This is a genomic window from Aeromonas sp. A04, assembly GCF_047780465.1.
Taxonomy (GTDB): Bacteria; Pseudomonadota; Gammaproteobacteria; order Enterobacterales; family Aeromonadaceae; genus Aeromonas; species Aeromonas bestiarum.
Genome location: NZ_JBLNHP010000001.1, coordinates 716,117 through 737,021 on the forward strand (window position 1 = coordinate 716,117; position 20,905 = coordinate 737,021).

Annotated in this window: 14 protein-coding genes; 11 read left to right on the top strand and 3 right to left on the bottom strand. The window is 60.6% G+C overall.

All coding sequences use genetic code 11. The annotated features are described in order from the left end of the window. Nucleotides 1–19: 19 nt before the first annotated feature. Nucleotides 20–4,921 (bottom strand): alpha-2-macroglobulin family protein, encoded by a 4,902-nt coding sequence (locus ACM3N8_RS03165; protein WP_290016901.1) that lies wholly within the window; start codon nt 4,919–4,921, stop codon nt 20–22. 582 nt (nt 4,922–5,503) lie between these two features. Between ACM3N8_RS03165 and ACM3N8_RS03170 the strand changes: the two genes are divergently transcribed. From ACM3N8_RS03170 to ACM3N8_RS03190, 5 genes are read left to right on the top strand one after another with little or no spacing between them, the layout of a single operon-like run. Beyond that, entirely contained in the window at nt 5,504–6,541 is a 1,038-nt protein-coding gene (locus tag ACM3N8_RS03170; protein ID WP_241278201.1) for an AI-2E family transporter, read from the top strand. 25 nt (nt 6,542–6,566) lie between these two features. Beyond that, a complete protein-coding gene (locus ACM3N8_RS03175) occupies nt 6,567–8,072 on the top strand; it encodes an efflux transporter outer membrane subunit (protein ID WP_416015433.1) in 1,506 nt (501 codons plus the stop codon). Then, nucleotides 8,065–9,159, top strand: coding sequence for an HlyD family secretion protein (locus tag ACM3N8_RS03180; RefSeq protein ID WP_416015434.1), 1,095 nt, complete (start codon nt 8,065–8,067; stop codon nt 9,157–9,159). The genes ACM3N8_RS03175 and ACM3N8_RS03180 overlap by 8 nt, the downstream gene beginning before the upstream one ends. A gap of 8 nt (nt 9,160–9,167) precedes the next feature. Beyond that, nucleotides 9,168–10,196 (top strand): hypothetical protein, encoded by a 1,029-nt coding sequence (locus ACM3N8_RS03185; RefSeq protein WP_290016905.1) that lies wholly within the window; start codon nt 9,168–9,170, stop codon nt 10,194–10,196. 1 nt (nt 10,197) lies between these two features. Next, nucleotides 10,198–10,626: an ion channel gene (locus ACM3N8_RS03190; RefSeq protein ID WP_290016906.1), complete on the top strand. Its 429-nt coding sequence runs from the start codon at nt 10,198–10,200 to the stop codon at nt 10,624–10,626. A gap of 89 nt (nt 10,627–10,715) precedes the next feature. Here the strand turns inward: ACM3N8_RS03190 and ACM3N8_RS03195 are convergent, their stop codons facing one another. After that, nucleotides 10,716–12,386 carry an FAD-dependent oxidoreductase gene (locus ACM3N8_RS03195; protein WP_416015435.1) on the bottom strand — a complete coding sequence of 557 codons (1,671 nt, stop codon included), beginning with the start codon at nt 12,384–12,386 and terminating at the stop codon, nt 10,716–10,718. Nucleotides 12,387–12,520: 134 nt separating this feature from the next. Here ACM3N8_RS03195 and ACM3N8_RS03200 point away from each other — a divergent pair, with 134 nt between their 5' ends. From ACM3N8_RS03200 to ACM3N8_RS03210, 3 genes are all read left to right on the top strand, one after another. Continuing rightward, complete coding sequence (locus ACM3N8_RS03200) at nt 12,521–15,460, top strand: EAL domain-containing protein (protein ID WP_416015436.1); 2,940 nt, start codon at nt 12,521–12,523, stop codon at nt 15,458–15,460. A gap of 65 nt (nt 15,461–15,525) precedes the next feature. Further along, nucleotides 15,526–16,332, top strand: a complete 807-nt coding sequence (gene pflA / locus ACM3N8_RS03205) for a pyruvate formate lyase 1-activating protein (RefSeq protein WP_080741090.1) — start codon at nt 15,526–15,528, stop codon at nt 16,330–16,332. 97 nt (nt 16,333–16,429) lie between these two features. Continuing rightward, on the top strand, nt 16,430–17,071 hold the full coding sequence (locus ACM3N8_RS03210; protein WP_098984393.1) for an energy-coupling factor ABC transporter permease: 642 nt from the start codon (nt 16,430–16,432) through the stop codon (nt 17,069–17,071). A 98-nt stretch (nt 17,072–17,169) separates the two neighbouring features. Here ACM3N8_RS03210 and ACM3N8_RS03215 read toward each other — a convergent pair whose 3' ends face one another. Beyond that, nucleotides 17,170–17,694 carry an acyloxyacyl hydrolase gene (locus ACM3N8_RS03215; RefSeq protein ID WP_098984394.1) on the bottom strand — a complete coding sequence of 175 codons (525 nt, stop codon included), beginning with the start codon at nt 17,692–17,694 and terminating at the stop codon, nt 17,170–17,172. Between the two features lie 761 nt (nt 17,695–18,455). Here ACM3N8_RS03215 and ACM3N8_RS03220 point away from each other — a divergent pair. From ACM3N8_RS03220 to ACM3N8_RS03230, 3 genes are read left to right on the top strand one after another with little or no spacing between them, the layout of a single operon-like run. Next, nucleotides 18,456–19,454, top strand: a complete 999-nt coding sequence (locus ACM3N8_RS03220; protein WP_411584858.1) for an SIS domain-containing protein — start codon at nt 18,456–18,458, stop codon at nt 19,452–19,454. Then, a complete protein-coding gene (locus ACM3N8_RS03225) occupies nt 19,454–20,242 on the top strand; it encodes an ABC transporter permease (RefSeq protein WP_416015437.1) in 789 nt (262 codons plus the stop codon). Before ACM3N8_RS03220 ends, ACM3N8_RS03225 begins: the two co-directional genes overlap by 1 nt. Nucleotides 20,243–20,244: 2 nt before the next feature. Then, on the top strand, nt 20,245–20,895 hold the full coding sequence (locus ACM3N8_RS03230; RefSeq protein ID WP_416015438.1) for an ABC transporter ATP-binding protein: 651 nt from the start codon (nt 20,245–20,247) through the stop codon (nt 20,893–20,895). Nucleotides 20,896–20,905: the final 10 nt, after the last annotated feature.

Sequence of the window (20,905 nt, forward strand, 5' to 3'; positions counted from 1 at the left end):
CGTCTCCAGCAAGGGGGCGTTACTCAGAGATGATCACCTCGTGAATATCCTGCCCGACCGCCCGCAGCTCCGGCCGGTACATATCCTCCACCTGGGTCGGCGGCACCTGATAACGGCCCGGGGTCACGGCCCGCATCAGGTAGACCAGCTGCTGATTGCCCCCCTCGCTCAAATCCAGCGCCGCCGTGTAGCGGTCGTCACGAAACTCCTGATGCTTGAGGTAGTCGTTCCACTCGCTCTGCCACGCAGGTTTGCCCTCTATGCTGAGCTCCTCGAGCTTGATACTGGTGCCAAGGGCCGGGTTTTCCAGCTCGAAGCCCGCCGGCAGCATCTCCACCAGCAGGGCGTCGGGCACCGTCTGCTCGCTGCTCACATTGAGCCGCACCACCACCAGATCGCCGACCCGCACCTTGGCGGGATCGAGCGGCTTACCATCGGCATTGAACCAGCTACGGGTCACGCTCATGCCCTGGCTGATGCGTGCGGGCGCCTGCTCCGGGTAGCCTACCAGGGTGCGTTGCACATACAGGGAGCCCTTGCCCTCGTTGGTGACGGCGCTCGCCGCCAGCGCCTCGGGTGCGCCGATCTGCAGGCTGTTTTGACCGGCAACGGGATGATCGCCATTGATTGACACTAGCCTTGCCTGCCAGTCGGCAGCGGGATCAACTTGCGCCAGTCGCAGCAAGGCGAGGCGCTCCTGGGTGCTGAGCCACTGACGGTGAGCCAGGGTATCGGCCACCCTGGCGCTCAGCGCAGGCCAGCGATCCTCGGCCAGCTTGTGCTGGCGCAGCAGCGAAAGCGCAAGAGCTTGGTCGCGCAACGGTGAACCGTAATCCCCCAGATAATCCTCACCGCGCTCGGTCGCCAATGCCCGAGCCAGGGCCTTGGCGGCATTCTGCTCATCCCCCATGGCCGAAAGCGCCAGCGAGAGGTGCAAGAGCGGCAGGCCTGAGCGGGCGTGATCCGCCTGCTGCTCCCAGATGAGGCGCAGGGTGGCGAGTGGCGCCTTGCCCACCCGCGCCAGCACATAGGCGCTGTAGGCCTGATAGGCCAACCGGCTGTGCTCTGGGGCACTGCTCCAGCGATCGCCGTACTGGCTGTCGGTGAGGTAGCTCTGCAGGCGATTGAGGGCCTGACTCAACATGGCCTCGGGCACGGCGTCCCCGGCCTCCTTGCGGGTCAGCAGGTAGTCGGCCGCATAGGCGGTGAGCCACTGCTCCTCGTCGGATCGACCGTCCCACAGGCCAAAGCCGCCGCTCGGCAGTTGTAACCGTTGCAGCCGCTGCAGCAGGGTGCGCTGCAGATCCGCCTCGCTCACCGGCTTGCTCCCCTGCACAGGTTTGGACCAGGCCGCACGCTCATCCGCCGTGGTCAGCAAGTAAGGCCAGGCGCGGGACAGGGTCTGCTCCAGACAGGCGTAGGGGTAATCGGCCAGCGCCTGCCACTGGGCCGCCGGATCCCAGGGGGGCGTACCTGAGAGGCTGAGCAGCCCTTGCAGGTTGGCGGGATCCAGCCCGGCCAGTTCGCTCTGGGCAAAGCTCATCTGCTGACCTGGTGTCAGCATCTGGTAGCGCTGGCGCGTCTGGGCAGGCCAGGGGGAGCGCAGCGGCAGCGACCAGTCGCGGCTTATCGCAAAGCCCTTGCCGCTCGCCGCCAGTTGCAGGCGGGCCACCCCGCTCGCCCCGGTCACTGTGAGCGGCAGGGTCAGCCACTGCTCCTCGCCGTTTTTAAGCGTCAGCGTCTCGGGCAGTTCACCGCCCGCCTGCAAGCCGCCGGTCAGGGTCCAGACCAGCGACAGGCTCTGATCCTCGCCGCTCATGTTGCGCAGCTGCATCAGGGCGCGGGTCTGATCCCCCCTGGCCCCAAAGCGCGGCCAGCCGATCTCGGCCACCAGCGGTGCCACCACCTTGACGGCGCGCTCGGCCTCCCCCACCTGCTGCGCGTTCCAGGCCAGCGCCATCAGTGCCAGCTCGCCGTTGAAGTTGGGCAGATCGAGCGGGATCACCGCCTTGCCACTCTCGTCAAAACTCACCTCACCGCTCCAGAGCGCGGCGATCTCGACCCGGCTCTCCAGCGCACCGCCCTTCTTCAGCGCCGGGGCATCGCCGCCGTAGTTGAGGCGGGCCAGCTTGCCATCCTGCGGCGGTATCACCTGACCGTAGTTGTCGAACAAGTCTTGCGCGAAGCGCTTGCGGCCAAAGAAGATCTCGAACGGGGAGAGGGGCTGGTAATCGCTGATATTGAGCACGCCCCGATCCACCGCCGCCAATACCACTCGCCCCTGACTGTTGGGGGTGGAGGTGGCGGTTACCTCGAAACGGGTGAGCGGCACCGCCTTGTCCGGCGCACTCAGGCTGAGCGGCAGGCGGCGGGCTTCTCTGTCCAGGGTGAGCGGCACCAGGCCGACCGAGCGCAGACTCTGCACGCTCTTTTGGCTCACCGGCTTTGATTCGCTGTCGGGAGCGGCGATCTGGGCTGAGATATGCAGATCGTGACGCTGCCACTCAGGGCTGATGGGGATCTCGAACTCGCCACGCGCCTCTGCTGAGCCACCGCCTTCGGCTCGCAGCTCGATACGCTGCCACCAGCACAGGCCGTCGCCATCTTCCACCAGCAGCAGCCCCTTGCCTGCACGGGGGGCAACCAGGGTCACCTTCGCCTTGTCGCCGGCCTGATAGGCGCGCTTGTCGAGGCTGATGGCAATCTTGTCAGGCCGCGCCTGCTCACCACCACCGCCCCAGGCGTAACTGCCGATCTCGACCCTCAGGCTGGATTGATGGCCCTGACTGTTCTCCACCTCCAATCGATACCAGCCCGCCGCCAGTTGCAAACTGAGGGCGGTCGGCCCCTTGCCATCGAGTTGCAAGGTCTGCTCCTGTTCCAGATAGGGCTGGCTGTTGAACTCGTACTTCCACCCCTCGCCGTCGGCGTAGTGCCAGTAGTAGTCGCGGTATTCGTTGACCAGCCGCACCTTCACCTCGCCCGCCACCGGCTGGCCCTTGTCATCCAGGTTGAGGATCTGGAAGGGCAGCGGCTTGCCCCCTTCCACCCTGTCCGCCACGAAATCGGCCCTGAGGGCCGGCCACTGGCTGCCCGCCGGCCAGCCGTACTGGGTGCGACTGCGATTGACGGCGCGACCGCCGGGCTCGGAGAGCGACACCCGATAGGCTACCTCCAGCGGTCCGAGGGCGTGCACGCCATCCAGCTCATCTGCCAGCGAGAAGGTCCCCTGCCCCTGTTCATTCAGGGTGAGGTTGAGGGGTTCCAGCTCCTTGGTTTGCTCGGCGAGCAACACGTCCCCCAGGGTGAATTCCTGCCACTGGGTGAAGGGCATGGCCGCACGGCTTATTTTCACGTCGGCCTTCGCCTTGGTGTTGCTGGCGGGGGCGCCGTAGAGATAATCACCCTGCAACGGCAGGGTGAGCGCCTCTTGCGGGGTCAGCAATTCGCCATCCGGCCCCTTGCCAAGTTGCAGCTTGAGCCGCTCCGGCAGGAACTCCTCCACCAGGAAGGGCCACTCGAAGCGGCTGCCAGCGGCGGTTTTCAGGCTGATGGTCCAACGCCCGAGCGGCGCGTCATCCGGCAGGCGCAGACCGTAGTGGGCGGCCCCCAGGCTGTCCGGCAGCAGCCGTTTCTGTTCGAGCAGCTGGCCGTCCGGCTGTTTCACCTCCAGCTCCACCGCCATTCCCGGCAGCAGCTGGCCATCCTGCCCCTTGAGCAGGATCTCGCTGTCCAGCCGCTCGCCGGGACGATAGAGATCCCGCCCGCTGAACAGATACAACTGCTGGGCCTGCCAGGGCTGGGTGCCGAGATCGAAGGCGGCGAGATCCAGCGCGGCGCCATCGAGGCGCAGCACAGCCAGATGGCTGCCCTGCTCGGCCAGCAGCAGGCGGGCGCCCTGCACCTGGTCGAAGCGGCGATGGCCCTGATTGTCACTGGTCTGCACCTGCAGCCGGTTGCCCTTCTCATCGAGCAGGGAGAGCTGTACCTCCTTGAGGGGATCCGCACTCGCCAGCGAGCTGACAAACACCTCCAGCTGATCCCGGTAACGGCGGGCACTGAGCCCCATGTCGCTCACCGCGAAATAGGTGGTCTCCTTGCGCCAGTCGTAGTTGCCAAGGGGGGACATGACGGCGAAGTAAACACCGGCCTCGGCCAGCTGCGGCTCCTTGACGTTGATGAGGCGGGTCTCGCGGCGGTTGGCATCCAGCGCCAGCGCGTAGCGGCCGCTGAATACCCGCTTGGCGCGGCTGGTGATCTGATCCAGCTCCCAGTTGCCCATGCCGGCGCCGGGTCTGTACTCGGCCAAGAAGCGCGGCAGATAGCCGGCATCGACCCGGAAGAAGTCGATATTGACCTCATCCACGTTGACCGCGCTGATGGGCAGGCGCAGCTCCTGGCGCAGCGGCAACACCATGCCGCTGGCGGTAAACGAGGCCCCCGCCTCCAGCGGCCGGGTCTTGAGGGTCCAGCGCTGGGGCTCAGGACCCAGGCCCGATTTGAGGGTCACCTCGTAGCTTTGGTCGGGTGCGACCTGCGGGAAGTAGAGGGTGCGGCCATCCTCGGCCAGGATCCACTCCCCCTGCACCTGCTTGCCCCCCTGGCTCACCGCCAGCCAGCTCTGCCAGTTCGCCCTGGGCGCCAGCGGGCCGGAGAAGACCAGCGCCAACGCCGGTGCGTCTCTATATTGGCGGGCATTGGCCTGCACCACTGAGCCAGGTGCTCCTGCCTCCTGCTGCGCGCCGGTTTGCGTAGTCGGCGCACTGGCTGTGGCATGAGTGGCGGGCTTGTCAGGGCCGCAGCCGGCCAGGAGCAGACCGGCCAGTCCGCTCAACAACAAGGCAGACCAGCGACGCCGGCGCGGCGCAAGCCGCAGGGGAGCAAGGTGGTGGGCAGCAGGGCGAGGGTCAAAGGGGCGCATAGGTTCCATCCCGGATTGGATCGCTGCCACAGCAGCGCGATAGGCAACAGGATAAGACATCCGACTCGCTTGACACAAAACTCATTTCCTGGAGGCCAAGCGCCTCGCTGTTCAGCAGTGATTCCAGACGGCCATAGCGTTGTCGTTCGAATAACAAGCCGGCAGACATGTCATTGGGCACCTCTTACGAAACCCATGCTTGGTGTGACGCTACCCACATGCTTTCTATCAACCCCGGCTAAACTGAATGTCACTGCCATCTTTACTGAAGTTAACGATGGTTCACGCTCAGACAGCAACTGTTTTTAGAACATGTCGAAATGGAAATTACAAAGAGAATCCATCTTTAAGAAGCTTGATAAACATCTAATTTATTCAATGCATTGCGACAAACATCATCCGAGATGATGTGCAGCCATGAATATAGCGACATGAAAGATCCAATTATATTTATGTGATTGCCGGCTTGGACGTTAGCCACACCGAATAGTATGCCCCCTTTGTTAATCATGAGGTTTCGTCAAAATGGAAAATAATGACCAGTCTCTTTTTGAAAAACGACTAGTTGCCAGATTCCTAGATATGTTCATCAAGTTTGGTCTGATCATGGGGTTGGGTTCTTTCTGCTTTACCGTCTTTTCACCCTTCATGAACATGATGCTATGGGCCCTTATCCTGGCCGTGACCCTCTATCCGCTGCACCAGCGCTTTGCCGCACGGCTGGGGGGAAAGCAAGGGCGGGCATCGACCCTGTTGGTGCTGCTTGGCGTGCTGCTGATCGTGGCCCCCACCGTGGCCATGCTCAGCTCGCTGGGCGACAGCGTCAGCGCCCTGGTCGACAAGATGGACAACAATACTCTGGTGATCCCGGCACCTTCTGCTGACATCGCCAGCATTCCGCTGGTGGGCGCCAAGCTGCATGGCATCTGGTCAAAAGCCTCGCAGGATCTGCCCAGCCTGGTGAACAGCTACCGGCCGCAGTTGGGAGATCTGGCCAAGCAAGTCGTCGGCATGCTGGCCAGCATGGGGGGCGGCTTGCTTGGCTTCGTTGTCTCCTTCATCGTCGCCGGCATCATGATGGCCTGGGGCACGGCAGGTGCCGTCAGTGCCGACCGCATCGCCATGCGCATCACGGATGAGCGCAAGGGCCTCGCCCTGACCAAGCTGTGCACCAGCACCATACGGGCCGTCGCTCAAGGGGTCATCGGGGTCGCCTTCATTCAGGCCCTGCTGGCAGGCATCGTCATGTCCTTGGCAGGGATCCCGGCGGTCGGCATCTTCTTTATCCTGGCCCTCATCCTGGGCATAGCCCAGGTCCCCGTTATTCTGGTGACAGGCCCCGCCATCGCTTACATGTGGGCGGCGGGCGATCACGGCACAGTAGTGAACATCATTTACTCTGTACTGCTGATAGTAGCGGGCATGGCAGACAACGTGCTCAAGCCGCTGCTGCTGGGGCGTGGTGTCGATGCCCCCATGCCGGTGGTGCTGCTCGGCGCCCTGGGCGGCATGGCCACCAGCGGTATCCTCGGCATGTTCATCGGGGCCACCCTGCTCTCCATCGGCTATCGCATCTTCATGGCCTGGGTCAACGAAGGTCTGGCCAGCACGGGCCAATAACCCTATGGCTCCCGACCTGCCTCTCATGCGCCCCCTGCTTGCCGGGGGCGCATGCCTGTTGCTCGGCGCCTGTACTCTGCTCGGCCCCGACTATCAGACGCCCCGAGTCGAGGAGATAGCCAGCTGGCAGAACGCCAGCCAGCACGAGATGCCAGCAGCGGCTCGCTCTCTCGACTATCACCAGTGGTGGCAGCGGCTGAATGACCCCGTGCTGACTGCGCTGGTCGAGGAGGCTCTGGTCAAAAACCCGGACGTACGGATCGCGGGCCTGCGCATCCTCGAGGCCCAGGCCCAGCTCGGCATAGCCGAGAGCCTGCTCGGCCCGCAAGCCACTGTGGGCACGGGGGAATGGCTGCAGGCCGGCCAGACCCAGAGCGGCCACAGCAGCGCGGGCAGTCGCTATGGCGCTGGCTTCAACCTCGGCTGGGAACTCGACTTCTGGGGCAGGTTCCAGCGTGGTGTCGAGTCGGCGGATGCCAACTACTTTGCCACCCTGGCGCAGTATGACGATGTGCAGGTGTTGATGATTGCCCAGGTGGCCCAGCTCTATGTGAGCATACGCACAGTCGAGGCCCGCCTGCAGATAGCCAATGAGAACGCCCGCATCCAGCAGCGCAGCCTGGAGATCACCGAGCGGCTGTTCAAAAGCGGCAACAGCGCCGAACTGGATGTGCAGCAGGCCAAGACCCAGTACCTCGGCACCCTCTCCGGCATCCCGCAGCTCGAAACCAACCTGCGCCAGAGTCAGAATGCCCTCAGTACCCTGCTTGCCAGGGCTCCGGGGCCGCTGCCGGAGATGAGCCGCCATACCGGGAAGATCCCGCAAGGTGCGCTCGCACTGGTCGCCGAGATGCCGGCAGACTTGCTGCGCCGTCGCCCCGACGTGCGCGTCGCGGAGCGGCAACTGGCCGCCCAGTCGGCGCTGATCGGGGTCGCAGAGGCCGAACTCTACCCCGCCATCACCCTGCTCGGCACCCTGGGGATCAGCGCGACCAGCGGCAGCAACGAGACCTTCTCCTGGGCCGTCGGGCCGTCACTGAGCTGGAACCTGCTCGATCAGGGGCGGCTCGGCAACCAGATCCTGGTGCAGGATGCTCGCTTCCAGCAGTTGCACGAACGCTATCGCGATACCGTGTTCAAGGCGGCTCGCGAGGTGGACGATGCAGCCGTGGCCTATGCCAACGACCAGGATGAACTCGCCCTGCTGATCCAGACAGGGGCGGCGGCCCGTCGCTCTCTGGACATCGCCAACACCCAGTACCGCGAGGGGATGGCCGACTTCCAGCGGGTACTCGACTCCCAGCGCGCCCTGTTCAACCAGCAGGAGCGCCTGGTCAACAGTCGCGGTGCCCAGATGCGCGACCTCATCACGCTCTACAAGGCTCTCGGCGGTGGCTGGGAACCGGGACGATCGCGCGCCCTGGTGACCCCGGAGGTCGATGCCCGGCTCAGAGCCCGCGCAGACTGGGCTCCCCTGCTCGATGCCACCCGGCCCCCACCCACGACCATCAAGGTAATCCCCCATGACTGACAGATCTGCCTCGCCCGGTCAGGCCAGCCGCCGCGCCACCCAAGGGCTGCTGGGGTTAATCGTCCTGCTGCTTGGCTGGTATCTGCTGGCCGACCGGCTGACGCCTTACAGCTCCCAGGCTCGCGTGCAGGCCTTCGTGATCCCCGTCGCCGCCGAGGTGTCCGGCCAGATCAAGCGGGTCTATGTCCACGACAATCAGGACGTGGACGCAGGCTCCCCCCTGTTCGAGATAGACCCCGAACCCTATGACATTGCCCTGGCCAAGGCCAACTCCGACTACCAGACGGTCTTGAGCGGCGTCAAGGCGAACACCGAAGGGGTCAAGGCGGCCGAGGCCTCCCTGATGGCCATGCGCGCCGCCTATGACAACGCGGCCAAGGATGCGGAGCGCCAGGAGCGGCTCTATCGCGAGGATCCGGGCGCCATCTCGGTACGTCGCCTCGAGGTGGCCCAGGCCAGCCGCGAGACGGCCAGGAGCCAGGTGGCGGCAGCGGAAGCCGACGTCCGTCGCGCCATCGAGGCCGCCGGGGCGAGCGGTGATGACAACTCCCAGCTGCTCAGCGCCCGCTCGGCGGTCCATAAGGCGCAACTGGATCGCCAGAACACCCGAGTAGTGGCACCGGGTCGCGGCCTCATCACGGATCTCAGTACGGATGCCGGCCAGTTCATCGGGGCCGGCGCACCGGCCATGACACTGATCGCCATCCATGACGTCTGGGTGTCGGCGGATCTGACGGAGAACAACCTGGGCAACGTCCGGCCAGGGGACAAGGTCACCATCTTGCTCGACAGCTTGCCCGGACAGCTGTTCAAGGGAGAGATCCGCAGCGTCGGCTACGGGGTAGGCGATGGCAAGAGCCAGCCCGCCGGTGCCCTGCCCACGGTGGACAACAACCGCGACTGGCTGCGTCAGGCGCAGCGTTTCCCGGTCAAAATCGCCTTCCAGAGTGATGACTTTCCGCCGGTCGAGGCGCTGCGGGTCGGCGGCCAGGCCGATGTGCTGGTCTACACCGGCGAGAGCGGGGTGATGCACTTCCTGGGGGCGCTCTATATCCGGCTGATGAGCCTCTTCTCCTTCCTCTATTGAGGCGCCATATGCATAACGCCGACAGGGCTGTACTGCGCATTGGCACGGGCATCGGGCTCGCGGCGGGGATCTGTTACGGATTGGCCCTGCCCATGCCCCACCTCGGCGTCATCATGGCCTGGGTGGTGCTGTGCCGCCCCGGGGAGGCGCTCGGCCTGAAGAAGGGGCTGGCAGGGGGGCTCCTGCTGCTGGGGATCATGGCCGCCGGAGTGCTGCTGGTCCCTCTGCTGACCCACTATGCCCTGGCGGCCGTGCTGCTCATCGGCCTGCTGCTCTACCTGCTGATGCAGCAGTCGATGGCCGGCAAGGGGGCCGCCGCCATGCTGCTCATCATGGCCATTACGGTGATCCCGGTGGCCGGGCTCATCGAGCAGTCCCTTGCCATCGCCATCGCCCAGATGATGGGGCTGGGGATCCTGATAGGTACCCTGGTCAACCGCATGGCTCACGCACTCTTCCCTCCCCTGCCGGTGGCGGGAGCGGCGTCAAGGCCGGTGCCATTGCCCCCCGAACATCCCAAACGGCTGGCGCTGCGCGCCGTCGCCATAGTGCTGCCGGTGTGGCTGCTGGCCCTCGGCAACCCGGCATTCTACATTCCGGCGGTGATGAAGACGGTGGCGCTGGCCCAGCAGAGTACCTCCCTCAACGCCAGACAGGCGGGCCAGGAGCTGGTGCTCTCGACCCTGATGGGCGCCCTGCTGGCCTGCGCACTCTGGCTGGGTCTCAGCCTCTGGCCCTCGCTCTTGATGCTGGTGCTGATGCTGGCCCTGATGACCCTCTGGCTGGCGCGGCGTCTGATCCGGCTGGTGGCGAGCCGCTGCTCGCCGTCGTTCTGGAGCAACGCCTGGATCACGGCGCTGATCCTGTTTGGTCCGGCAATCGAGGACAGTGCCACCGGCAAGGATGTCTGGCTGGCGGCCGCGATGCGCTGCGGCCTCTATCTGTTGGTGGCCGGTTACGGCTGGCTGTGTATCTGGCTGCTCGAACAGTGCTGGCCCGTCGGCCGGCCACTGGCAGAAGCATCGATAGGAGACTGATATGTTTTCCATTTTTCTGGTCGGCATCCCGGTGATCCTGGCCAACATGCTGTTGCAATCCCTGATGTCCGTCTGGTGCATCCGCTTCTACGTCAAGCGATTCAGTGAGCGGGAAGGCATGCTCGCCGGGGTGTTGGCGCTGTTTGGCATCATCACCCTGGTGATGCTGGGCAACCTGGCCCAGATCGGCGTCTGGGGCGGGCTCTTCCTGTGGCTCGGGGAGTTCGACACCCTGCAGGAGGCCGTCTACCACTCCGGGGTCAACTTCGCCACCCTGGGCTATGGCGACATCGTCATGAGCCCGCAGTGGAAGCTGCTCGGACCGCTCGAGGCGGTCAACGGCGCCCTGATGATAGGCCTCTCCGGCGCCTGCATGCTGGCGATCCTGCAACACCATGTTCGCAAGCAACTGGGCAACACGCCGCACTAGCCATTCATCAGGCAAATAACGAAAACAAAAAGGCCACTCCCCCGAGTAGCCTTTTGACTGATGTTGACACTGCCCCCTCGGGGTCAGCGCTATTCGGCGGTGGCCATCTGCCAGGTTTTGAAGCCGCCGGAGAGGTTCTTCACCTTGAAGCCGTGCTGGCTGAGCAGGCGACAGGCCACGTGACCGCGCAAGCCCACCTGACAGCTGATGAGCAGCTCTTTATCCCTGGGCAGTTCATCCAGCCGGCCACGCAGCTCATCAAGGGGGATGTGCAGGGCATCCGGGATGCGACCCAGCTTGTCGAGCTCGGGGCCATTGCGCACATCCAGCACCTTTTGATGGGGATGACGGGCCTGCACCTCGGCGGCGTGACAGAGCAGGGTATCCCCTTTCAAGTGGTTGCTCGCCACGAAACCCGCCATGTTGATCACATCCTTGGCCGAGCCGAACGGCGGCGCATAGGTAAGCTCCAGATCCTGCAGATCAAACACGCTGAGCCCGGCGCGCTGTGCCACTGCCAGCACATCGATACGCTTGTCGACCCCGTCCTTGCCGATGGCCTGGGCGCCGTAGATCTTGCCATCGGGGGCAAACAGCAGCTTGAGACTGACCGGGTGGGCGCCCGGGTAGTAACCGGCGTGACTGCCCGGATGCACATAGGCCTTCTCGAACGGCAGCCCCAGTTGCAGCAGCCGTTTCTCGTTGAGGCCCGTGCTGGCCACCGCCAGGTCGAACAGCTTGCAGATGGCGGTGCCCTGGGTCTTCTTGTAGGTTTCAGCGCGGCCCAGCATGTTGTCAGCGGCGATCCGCCCCTGCCGGTTGGCCGGGCCCGCCAGCGGGATCAGCACGGACTCGCCGGTGACGAAGTCGGTCTCTTCCACCGCATCCCCCACCGCATAGATAAAGGGATCCGAGGTGCGCATGCCTGCATCCACCTTGATGCCGCCGCGCGGCCCCAGCTCAAGCCCCGCCTTGGCGGCGAGCAAGGTCTCGGGCTTGACGCCGATGGCCAGGATCAGCAGGTCGGTGTCGAGCCGGGTGCCATCACTCAGGGTCAGCCGCAAGCCGGTGCTGGCCGCTTGCGCCGGCTGCCCGTCCTGGCGCTCGATGGCCGAGAGGCCGGTGCGCAGCCGCAGGTCGATCCCCTCTTCGCGGATGCGGGCATGGAGCATGTTGGCCATCTCTCTGTCCACCGGTGCCATCACCTGATCGGAGAGCTCCAGCAGGGTGACATTCAGCTTGCGCTGGTGCAGTGCCTCCATCATCTCCAGCCCGATGAAGCCGCCCCCCACCACAGTGACATGGCGCGGATCATCGCGCTGCAGGGCCGCCAGTATGCGGTCCATGTCGGGAATATTGCGCAGGGTATGCACGCCCGGGCTGTCGATGCCGGGGAAAGGCGGGCGAATGGGGGCCGCCCCCGGGCTCAGCAACAGCTGATCATAAGATTCGCACCGCTCTTCACCGGTGAGCAGGTTGCGCACCAAGAGCGTCTTGCCAGCTTTGTCGATGTCGATCACATCGTGAAAGACCCGCACATCCACGTTGAAACGGCGCTTGAAGCTTTGCGGCGTCTGCAGCAGCAGGGCCGAACGGTCCTGAATATCGCCGCCGATATGATAAGGCAGGCCACAGTTGGCGAAGCTGACAAACTCGCCCCGCTCGAACATCACTATCTCGGCCGTTTCGCTCAGGCGGCGGGCTCTGGCCGCCGCAGAGGCACCACCGGCCACACCGCCTACAATCAGGATCCGTTTCATCAGCAAGACTCCGGTTAACTACAGATTGCCATTACATTAGTAACTTCTAATTTAGATTTCAATGAAATTTTGTTTGCATCGATTTTGCAGTATTCTTGCCACCCGACAGTTGTTCAACAGGATGTTATCAGTTCATGTCGTCTACCGCGCTCAGTCACCTTCCCCCTGCCAGCCAGACCCCCCTGTTCTTTCGTCTGGATGTGCGCAGCCAACGGCTGGTCGCCCTGACCGATGTGATGCAAACCCCGCTCTACTGGCTGGATGAACCGAGAAGCGCCTGGCCCGCCCAGTTGCCCGATGCCCTGCGCCTGCCCATAGAGCAAGCCCTTGCCAGCGGCCAGGGAGGCAAGCTGGTACTGCGCTTCGCCGGCCAGCAGTGGCACATAGCCCTCTCTCACGAGCAGGATGCCTTCTGGCTCATCTGCCTGCAGACCCTGCGCCAGGAGCCCATCGCCGATCTGGCGTTGCAGCTGCCACGGCTGAGCCAGATGGCCAGCCAGCAGCAGTTTGCCGCCATGCTGGAAGCCCTCAAGGAGAGCCTGGGGGCTGATCGCCTCATTCTTTGGCACTATCAGGCCAACGGCTCGCTCGGCAGCGAGCAGCTGACCCCTGTCTTTGCCCTCGGCGCCGAGGGGCTCTCGGCCATCCGGGGTGACAGCCGCTACATACGCGCCCTGCGCACCCGCAAATCCTTGAGCTTTTCCGAAGCCGCCCACCAGCCCATGCTGAGCCAGCACTACTACCTGGCCTGCGAGGGGATAAGCTCGCGCCTCGACGGCGCCCTGCTGGAGCAGGAAAAACTCATCGGCGTGCTGAGCCTCGAATACCTCAACGCCACTCCGCTCAGCGAGGAGATGCTCCAGCTGGTGCGCCACAGCGCCCAACTGCTCGGCCACTGGCAGCCGGAACCCGAGCCCCTGCTCAGCCCCGGGCTGGCCCTGCCGACCGAGCTGACCCTGCTGACCGGCATCGCCTATTGCCGTGCCCTGGTGCACTGGGCCATGACCGCCTGTGGCGCCCGCATAGGCTGGATCGGTGAGTACCAGCCGCGCGGCCAGGATCTCTGGATCATTCCGCGCTGCGTGCTGGAGGGGGAGACCTTCTCCGTCCTCAAGCCCATACAAATGGATCCGGGCCCCGGCCAGGAGCTGTTCCAGCACGGTCAGGCTGTCTATGTGGAAGACCTGCCCCTGCGCTACCCCCAGGCGGCCCAGCTGCTGGCCCTCAATGCCAGGGCCTATGTCGGCATACCGCTGCACGGGCCGAGCGGCGCCCCCATGGGCCAGCTCACCCTGCTGCTCGACGAGCCGCTGGCCGACCCCATGCCCCTGCTCGATGCCCTCAGCAGCCAGCACGAGCGGGCCGCCATCGAACTGCAGCGGCTCGCCGCCGACGATGCCCTGCGCCTGGCGGAAGTGGCCTTCAACACCCACGATGGCCTGCTGGTGATGGATCACCAGGGGATCATCCTCAAGGTCAACCGCTCCTTTGGCCGCATCACCGGCTTTGGCGATGATGAGATGATCGGCCAGCATATCGTCAAGCTGAGGCCCACCTATTACGGCGATCACCTGAAAGAGGATGTCAGACGGGCGGTCGATGAGCAGGAGTTCTGGATGGGCGAGGAGCGCTGCCTGCACCAGGATGGTCACCTGTTCCCGGTACGGCTGATGGTGAGCGGCGTCAAGGATGAGCATGGCGAGCTCAGCCATTACGTCTGCAGTTTCTACGACATCACCCGGGAGAAGGACGCCGCCCGCCACATAGAGCAGCTCGCCTATTACGACGATCTGTGCGGCCTCTACAACAGGCGCAGCCTCAACGACATCATGCAGCGCACCCTGCAGGCGCCCAGTGGCCAGTGGGGCGCCCTGTTGCTGGTGGATCTGGACAACTTCAAGTCGATCAACGACTCCCTCGGCCACGCCTGCGGCGATCTGCTGCTGCAAGCCGTGGTGGAGCGGCTCAAGGGGCTGCCCCAGGACAACCTGGTGCTGGCCCGTATCTCGGGGGACGAGTTCGCCCTGCTGTTCACCGCCCTGGGTCAGGGCTATGTCACCGCCAAGATCCTGGCCGAGCACTTCGCCCGCGAACTGATGGGGCTGTTTCGCACCCCGTTCGACATCGAGGATCACAAGCTGCATTGCAGCGCCTCTGTGGGGATCAGCCTCTTCTCCAACGAGGATCAGGATCACCTGGTGCTGATGCAGCAGGCCGATACCGCCACGCACATGGCCAAGCGCTCTGGTCAGGGCAACTATGTGTTCTTCAGCGAGGCCATGGCGGAGAAGGAGAAGAACAAGCTTGCCCTCAACAACCAGCTGCGCGATGCCCTGCGCAACCACGAGCTGCTGCTTTACTACCAGCCGCAATACAGGGTCGACAACGGCAGCTTGTCAGGGATAGAGGCGCTGCTGCGCTGGCAGCGCAGCGACGGCACCATGGTGCCGCCGGGAGACTTCATCCCCATCGCCGAGGAGACCAGCCTCATCCAGGACATAGGATACTGGGTGATGAAGACCGCCTGCGCCCAGTACAGCTTCTGGCTCAACCGCGGCTTTGCCATTCCCCACCTGTCGGTCAACGTCAGCGCCCGCCAGTTCCACACCGCGGGGTTCGTGCAGCAGGTGGAGTACATATTGCGCGACACAGGCGTGCCCCCCTCCCGCCTGCTGCTGGAGGTGACCGAATCCGTGGTACTGGAGAACCGGCTGGAAAGCATAGCCCGCATGCGGCAACTCAAGGATCTCGGCATCCTGCTCTCCATCGACGACTTCGGCACCGGCTACTCGTCGCTCGCCTACCTGCGCGACTTGCCGGCGGACGAGGTGAAGCTAGACAGAAGTTTCATTCAGACCCTGGTGCACAGCGAACAGGACAAGGCCATCGTCAAGGCGATCCTGGACTTGGCCAAGGTTTTCCGCTTTACCGTCACCGCCGAAGGGGTGGAAGATGAGGAGCAGCTCGCCATCCTCAAAGCACTGGGATGCCAGCATTATCAAGGCTTCCTGACCAGTCGGCCACTCACTGTCAGGGCCCTGGAGAGCCTGCTGGGTTCGCCCCAACCGGGCTAAACATGTAGGATTTATAGGGCTTTATGTAATAAAATAACGACCTGCTCGAATCGTTGGAGTTGTCTATGTCTGTCATTAATCGGATCCCTGCTGTCGAAACCAGCGGTGTGGTCGCTGAAACCAGCGCGTCCGGGATCATTGGCCGGATCCATTCCGTTGAAACCTGCGGCACCGTCGATGGCCCCGGGATACGGTTTATCGTGTTCATGCAAGGCTGCCTGATGCGCTGCAAGTACTGCCACAACCGGGATACCTGGGACACCCAGGGTGGCCGCGAAGTGACTGTGCCGGAGTTGATGAGCGACATCACCAGCTATCGCCACTTCATGAATGCCTCCGGCGGTGGCGTGACCGCCTCGGGTGGCGAAGCCATGTTGCAACAAAACTTCATCGCCGAACTGTTCGCCGCCTGCAAAGAGAAAGGCATACACACCTGTCTCGATACCAACGGCTTCGTGCGTCACTACGACGAACAGCTCGACAAGGTGCTCGACAACACGGATCTGGTGCTGCTCGACATCAAGCAGATCAATGACGAGAAGCACATACCGCTCACCCACGTCAGCAACAAGTACACCCTGGAGTTCGCCCGCTATCTGGCCGCCAGGGGCAAGACCATGTGGATCCGCTACGTGGTGGTGCCGACCTGGTCAGACGATGACGAGAGCGCCGAAGGGCTGGGCCAGTTCATCGCCGAGCTGGGTGATTGCGTCGAGAAGGTGGAGCTGCTGCCCTACCACGAACTGGGCAAGCACAAGTGGGACGTACTGGGTGAGAACTATGATCTGACCGGGATCAAGCCCCCCAGCAAGGAGACCATGGACCGCGTCCAGGGCATCCTCAGCAAGTATCACAAGCTCGTCAAATACTGATTGTTACAGCAGGGCTGGCAGGGAAGACGCCAGCCCTTGTTATTGTTATCCGTCACCCCTGCTCGCTCAGTACGCCATCACATGACAAGGACATGCCATGAGTGAAGGACAAGCCGCAGCCCTCCTGCTCTGGCTATTGCTGCTTATATTCAGCCTGCGCGGCGCCCTGCTGCGAACCCTGCTTGCCCAGCCACTCTATCAGCACCTCTGCCTTGGCGGCGCCATAGCGCTGGTACCACTCTGGGTCTTGCGTGCCGGCCTGCACGAGGGGCTGGAGGTGCATTTTCTCGGTCTCACCAGCCTGACCCTGCTGCTGGGGTGGCGCCTCGCCCTGCTCGCTCCCTGCCTGACACTGCTGGTGCTCGGCTACTTCGATGTCATCGAGCTCGCCGACATCGGCTGGCAGGCGCTGATCGGCATCGCCCTGCCCGTGGCCACCACTTGGCTGCTGTTTCTGGCCAGCTGGGCCTGGATGCCCCGCCACCTGTTCGTCTACCTGTTCGTGGTCGCCTTCGGCGGCGGGGCGCTGAGCATCTCGGTCAAGGTGATCGCCAGCGCCCTGCTGATGGGCATGAGTGGCACCTATCCGTGGCACACCATCAGCGCCGACTACCTCTCCATCTGGCCGCTGCTGCTCTTCCCCGAAGCCCTGCTCAACGGCATGACAATGACGCTGCTCGCCATCTATCGCCCCCACTGGGTCAACACCTTCTTCGATCGGGAATACCTGGGGCGCTGACCCCGAACGCCATGCTTGTCTGCCAACGACTCAATACTCACGGGCAGACAAAAAGCCCCTGGCGAGCAGGGGCTTGGTAACAAGAAGAGAAGGAAGGCTTAAAACCGGTATTCGATATGAAGGGAGTGACTATCCAGACCCGGGTTCTGCTCATACATGTTGGCGTTGGACATGTGCTCATACTGATAGCCAATCAGCCAGTTGCTGGTGATTGCATAGCCAAGACCGATACCGGTGGAAAACTGGAAAGGACCGCCGTAATCCTTGAAGCCATTGCCGCGATGACCAAACTCATGGTCCGCCAGCCAGAGCACCTCAGCCGGCAGCCAGATCACCCAGTTACCCCACAGGCATTCGGCGCGAGCACCCGTGCCCAGCCTGGCGGTGTTCTCATCCCCCACCTTCAGCATGCCTCCCCGTACGCCGAGACCAAACTGGCAGCCTGAATCACCCCAGCGCCAGAACATGTGATGAAATTTCACGTCAGCAGTAAAGATGTCGAGCTTCTCGCTCTCGGCAGGTGTACCCAATTGCAGTGCAACAATATCGTCATTGGCGATTGCCCCTGAACTCGCGACCAACGAAGCCAGCAGTCCTGAGAGCAAGAGAGTGTTAGCGTCCATGTCCCCTCCTACATCCTTGTTATCTATGGTGCCATCCGAACGGGCACATATCAGGAATAGTCAGTGGGATGGAGGCTTGTCAACGCGATGGATAAAACTAAAAAAAACATCATTTCAGGATAAATAGTCTAGCAATGATAGCACCATGACTTTCAATTCAGATGAACCAACAACGAAAGGTCATTATTTGACCAATCAAACCATAGGAATTTAATTTCATAACGTCACAGAAAATACAATAAATACAGATCACAAAAAAAAGATAAAATGACGTCACTGGCTTATGTTAGCAACTGCTGAATTAATCGGCTTATCGTCACGAATACTCATCTGACCTGCATGCTTTTTTGCCTAAGAACACAACTATTCCTTACATAACAATATGTTACAGGTGACGACTGACATTGAACTGATTAACTATCATGTGTTGACTCAATTGTAGCTGGTAGGTACTATGCGCCATAAATAAAATGAAGCATGACGTGCGTCACATAATGGCGCCATATGCACGGGTTGGTTGCTTACCTTTGTAAGTTGAATTCTGTTTGTTTTTTAAACACGCAGTCCCTCGCTATCATCCCCAAATCGCTCAACATTTCATTGTATAGCCCGGGAATAAGTCATTTCCGTGCGGTAGCCATCCCAAAATTTGCTCATTCAATGATCTCAGAGTTCACACCGAAAAAGTGAACCGTCTAACCGCAACATCATTAAGCGGAAAAACCAACAAAATTAAAACATAAATTGCACAGGGAATTAAAATGCAGCAACAGAAAAAAACTGTCGATATCCGTAGCTTCTATGATGAAGTACCTTTCGACGGAGACATCACGGATAGCATCAAGCAAACGTTTAAACAACAAGGCGATACCTTGATGCGTTTGTCAGAAGAGTTCAACAAGGCTCAGTACAAACTGGCTCTCTCTCTGATGATTCAATGTAAAGGCCATGTGATTGTTTGTGGTATGGGCAAATCTGGTCATGTCGGACGCAAAATTTCAGCCACATTGGCATCAACTGGTACACCGAGTTTCTTCGTACACCCCGCTGAAGCATTTCACGGTGATCTGGGCATGATTACCAGTGATGACGTTGTCATACTGATCTCCAACAGTGGTGAAACTGATGAAATTCTGAAGCTTATCCCCTCTCTCAAAAATTTCGGCAATCGCGTTATTGCTATCACAGGTGGTGTTCAGTCCACTTTGGCGAAGAATGCGGACTCAGTGCTTGAAATAAGAATGCAAGGTGAGTCTTGTCCCAACAATCTGGCTCCAACGACATCAACAACATTGACAATGGCCATTGGTGATGCGCTGGCATCCGCTCTGATGAACAAACGCCATTTCATGCCCAATGACTTTGCCCGATTCCATCCTGGCGGTAGCTTGGGCCGTCGTCTGCTGACGCGTCTTAAAGATGTCATGAGCCCCAGACTGACCAAGGTCTCTCCCGATGCAGCCCTTAAGGACGTCATTGTTGGAATGACACAAGATCAACACGGCATTGCGCTGGTTATTGAAGAAGCCTCTTTGATTGGTGTCATTACCGATGGTGACTTACGCCGTGCCATGACACGTCAAGATTTTGATTTGAACACTTTCAAAGCTAAAGACATCATGACTCAAAGCCCAATCACTGCATCCCAACACTCTATGTTGAGTGACGCTGAAGACTTGATGCGCGAACGTCAAATCAAACAACTGCTGGTTGTTGATGACGCCAAAATACCGGTTGGAATTGTCGATTTCTTTAACTGATGACCACACTCACTTCACGAACATCACTACAGGTACTGCGTGACGTCACCTTCGGTTTATTAATGCGGGAACTTAAAACCCGTTTTGGTAACTATCGAATGGGATATGCATGGGCACTGCTGGATCCTCTTATCACCATTGCCGTTTTCTGTGTGATTTTTGGACTCAGACAGAGAAATGGATTCGGGGGGGTAGAAGCCCCCGTTTTCGTTGCCTCAGGTTACTTGCCATTTCTGATGTTTCAAAACACCGCCAGCCGTCTACAATCAGCGGTTAGTGCCAACAGAGGCTTGTTCTGTTATCGACAAGTCACCCCCTTTACTACCTTGTTTTCTCGCTTCTTGCTGGAAGTGACAATTGGCGTACTTGTCGCAGTAGTGCTGATCTCAGGGCTAGTGTGGTTTGGCTTCAATGCCATGCCTGCAGATCCACTGGCCGTATTACTGGGCTACGGGTTGCTGATGATGCTTTCGTTTGCTATTGGAATGCTGTTCTGTATTGCGGCCAGTTTATCAAGTGAGGCTGAAAGATTAATTCCAATTGTGATGAGACCCATGCTTTGGGTATCAGCCGTATTTTTCCCTCTTGCTGCGGTTCCACAAAGCTATCAACACTTATTGCTATGGAACCCCATTGTTCATGCCCTTGAGTTGATAAGAAGCGGTTGGATTGCCGGTTTCAAAACACCAGGAGGAAGCTGGTTCTATCTGGGAGCATTTACGTTGATAACATTAACTCTGGCCATGAGCAGTTACCGCTTGAGTCATCAGAAATTGATTGCGACCTAAAAATGATCATCCTAGACAATGTCACCAAGTATTACCCCACCAAATTTGGTCGCTATTACGTATTAAAAAATGTCAGTTTCACTCTACCCAGTGAAAAAAACATCGGTATTTTGGGAGCCAACGGAGCAGGAAAATCGACGCTGCTCAGGTTACTGGGCGGAATGGATATGCCCAACAGGGGCAAGGTCCAACGCCATAACAGAGTATCCTGGCCACTGGCCCTGAGCGGTGGTTTTCAAGGCAGCATGACGGGCCGTGAAAATACTCGCTTTATATGCCGTATTCATGGCATCCATGATACGAAAGCGGTGGAGGAGTGGGTCAAGGAGTTCTCAGAAATTGGGCTCCACTATGAGCTGCCAATAAAAGGTTACTCTAGTGGAATGAAATCAAAATTTTCATTTTCTGTCAGTATGGCTTTTGATTTTGATACTTATCTTATTGACGAAATCACCGCTGTTGGTGATGCTCGTTTTAAACAAAAGTGCGTGGATGTTTTTGACAAGAAGAAGGAAAGCGCAAATCTTATTATGGTATCTCATGATATGGGAACGCTTCGACGCCAATGTGATATGGGAATTTTATTACACCATGGTGAATTACGCTTATATCCAGATATTGAAGAGGCAATTGAACGCTACAACCACCTCTAACCTTCCCACT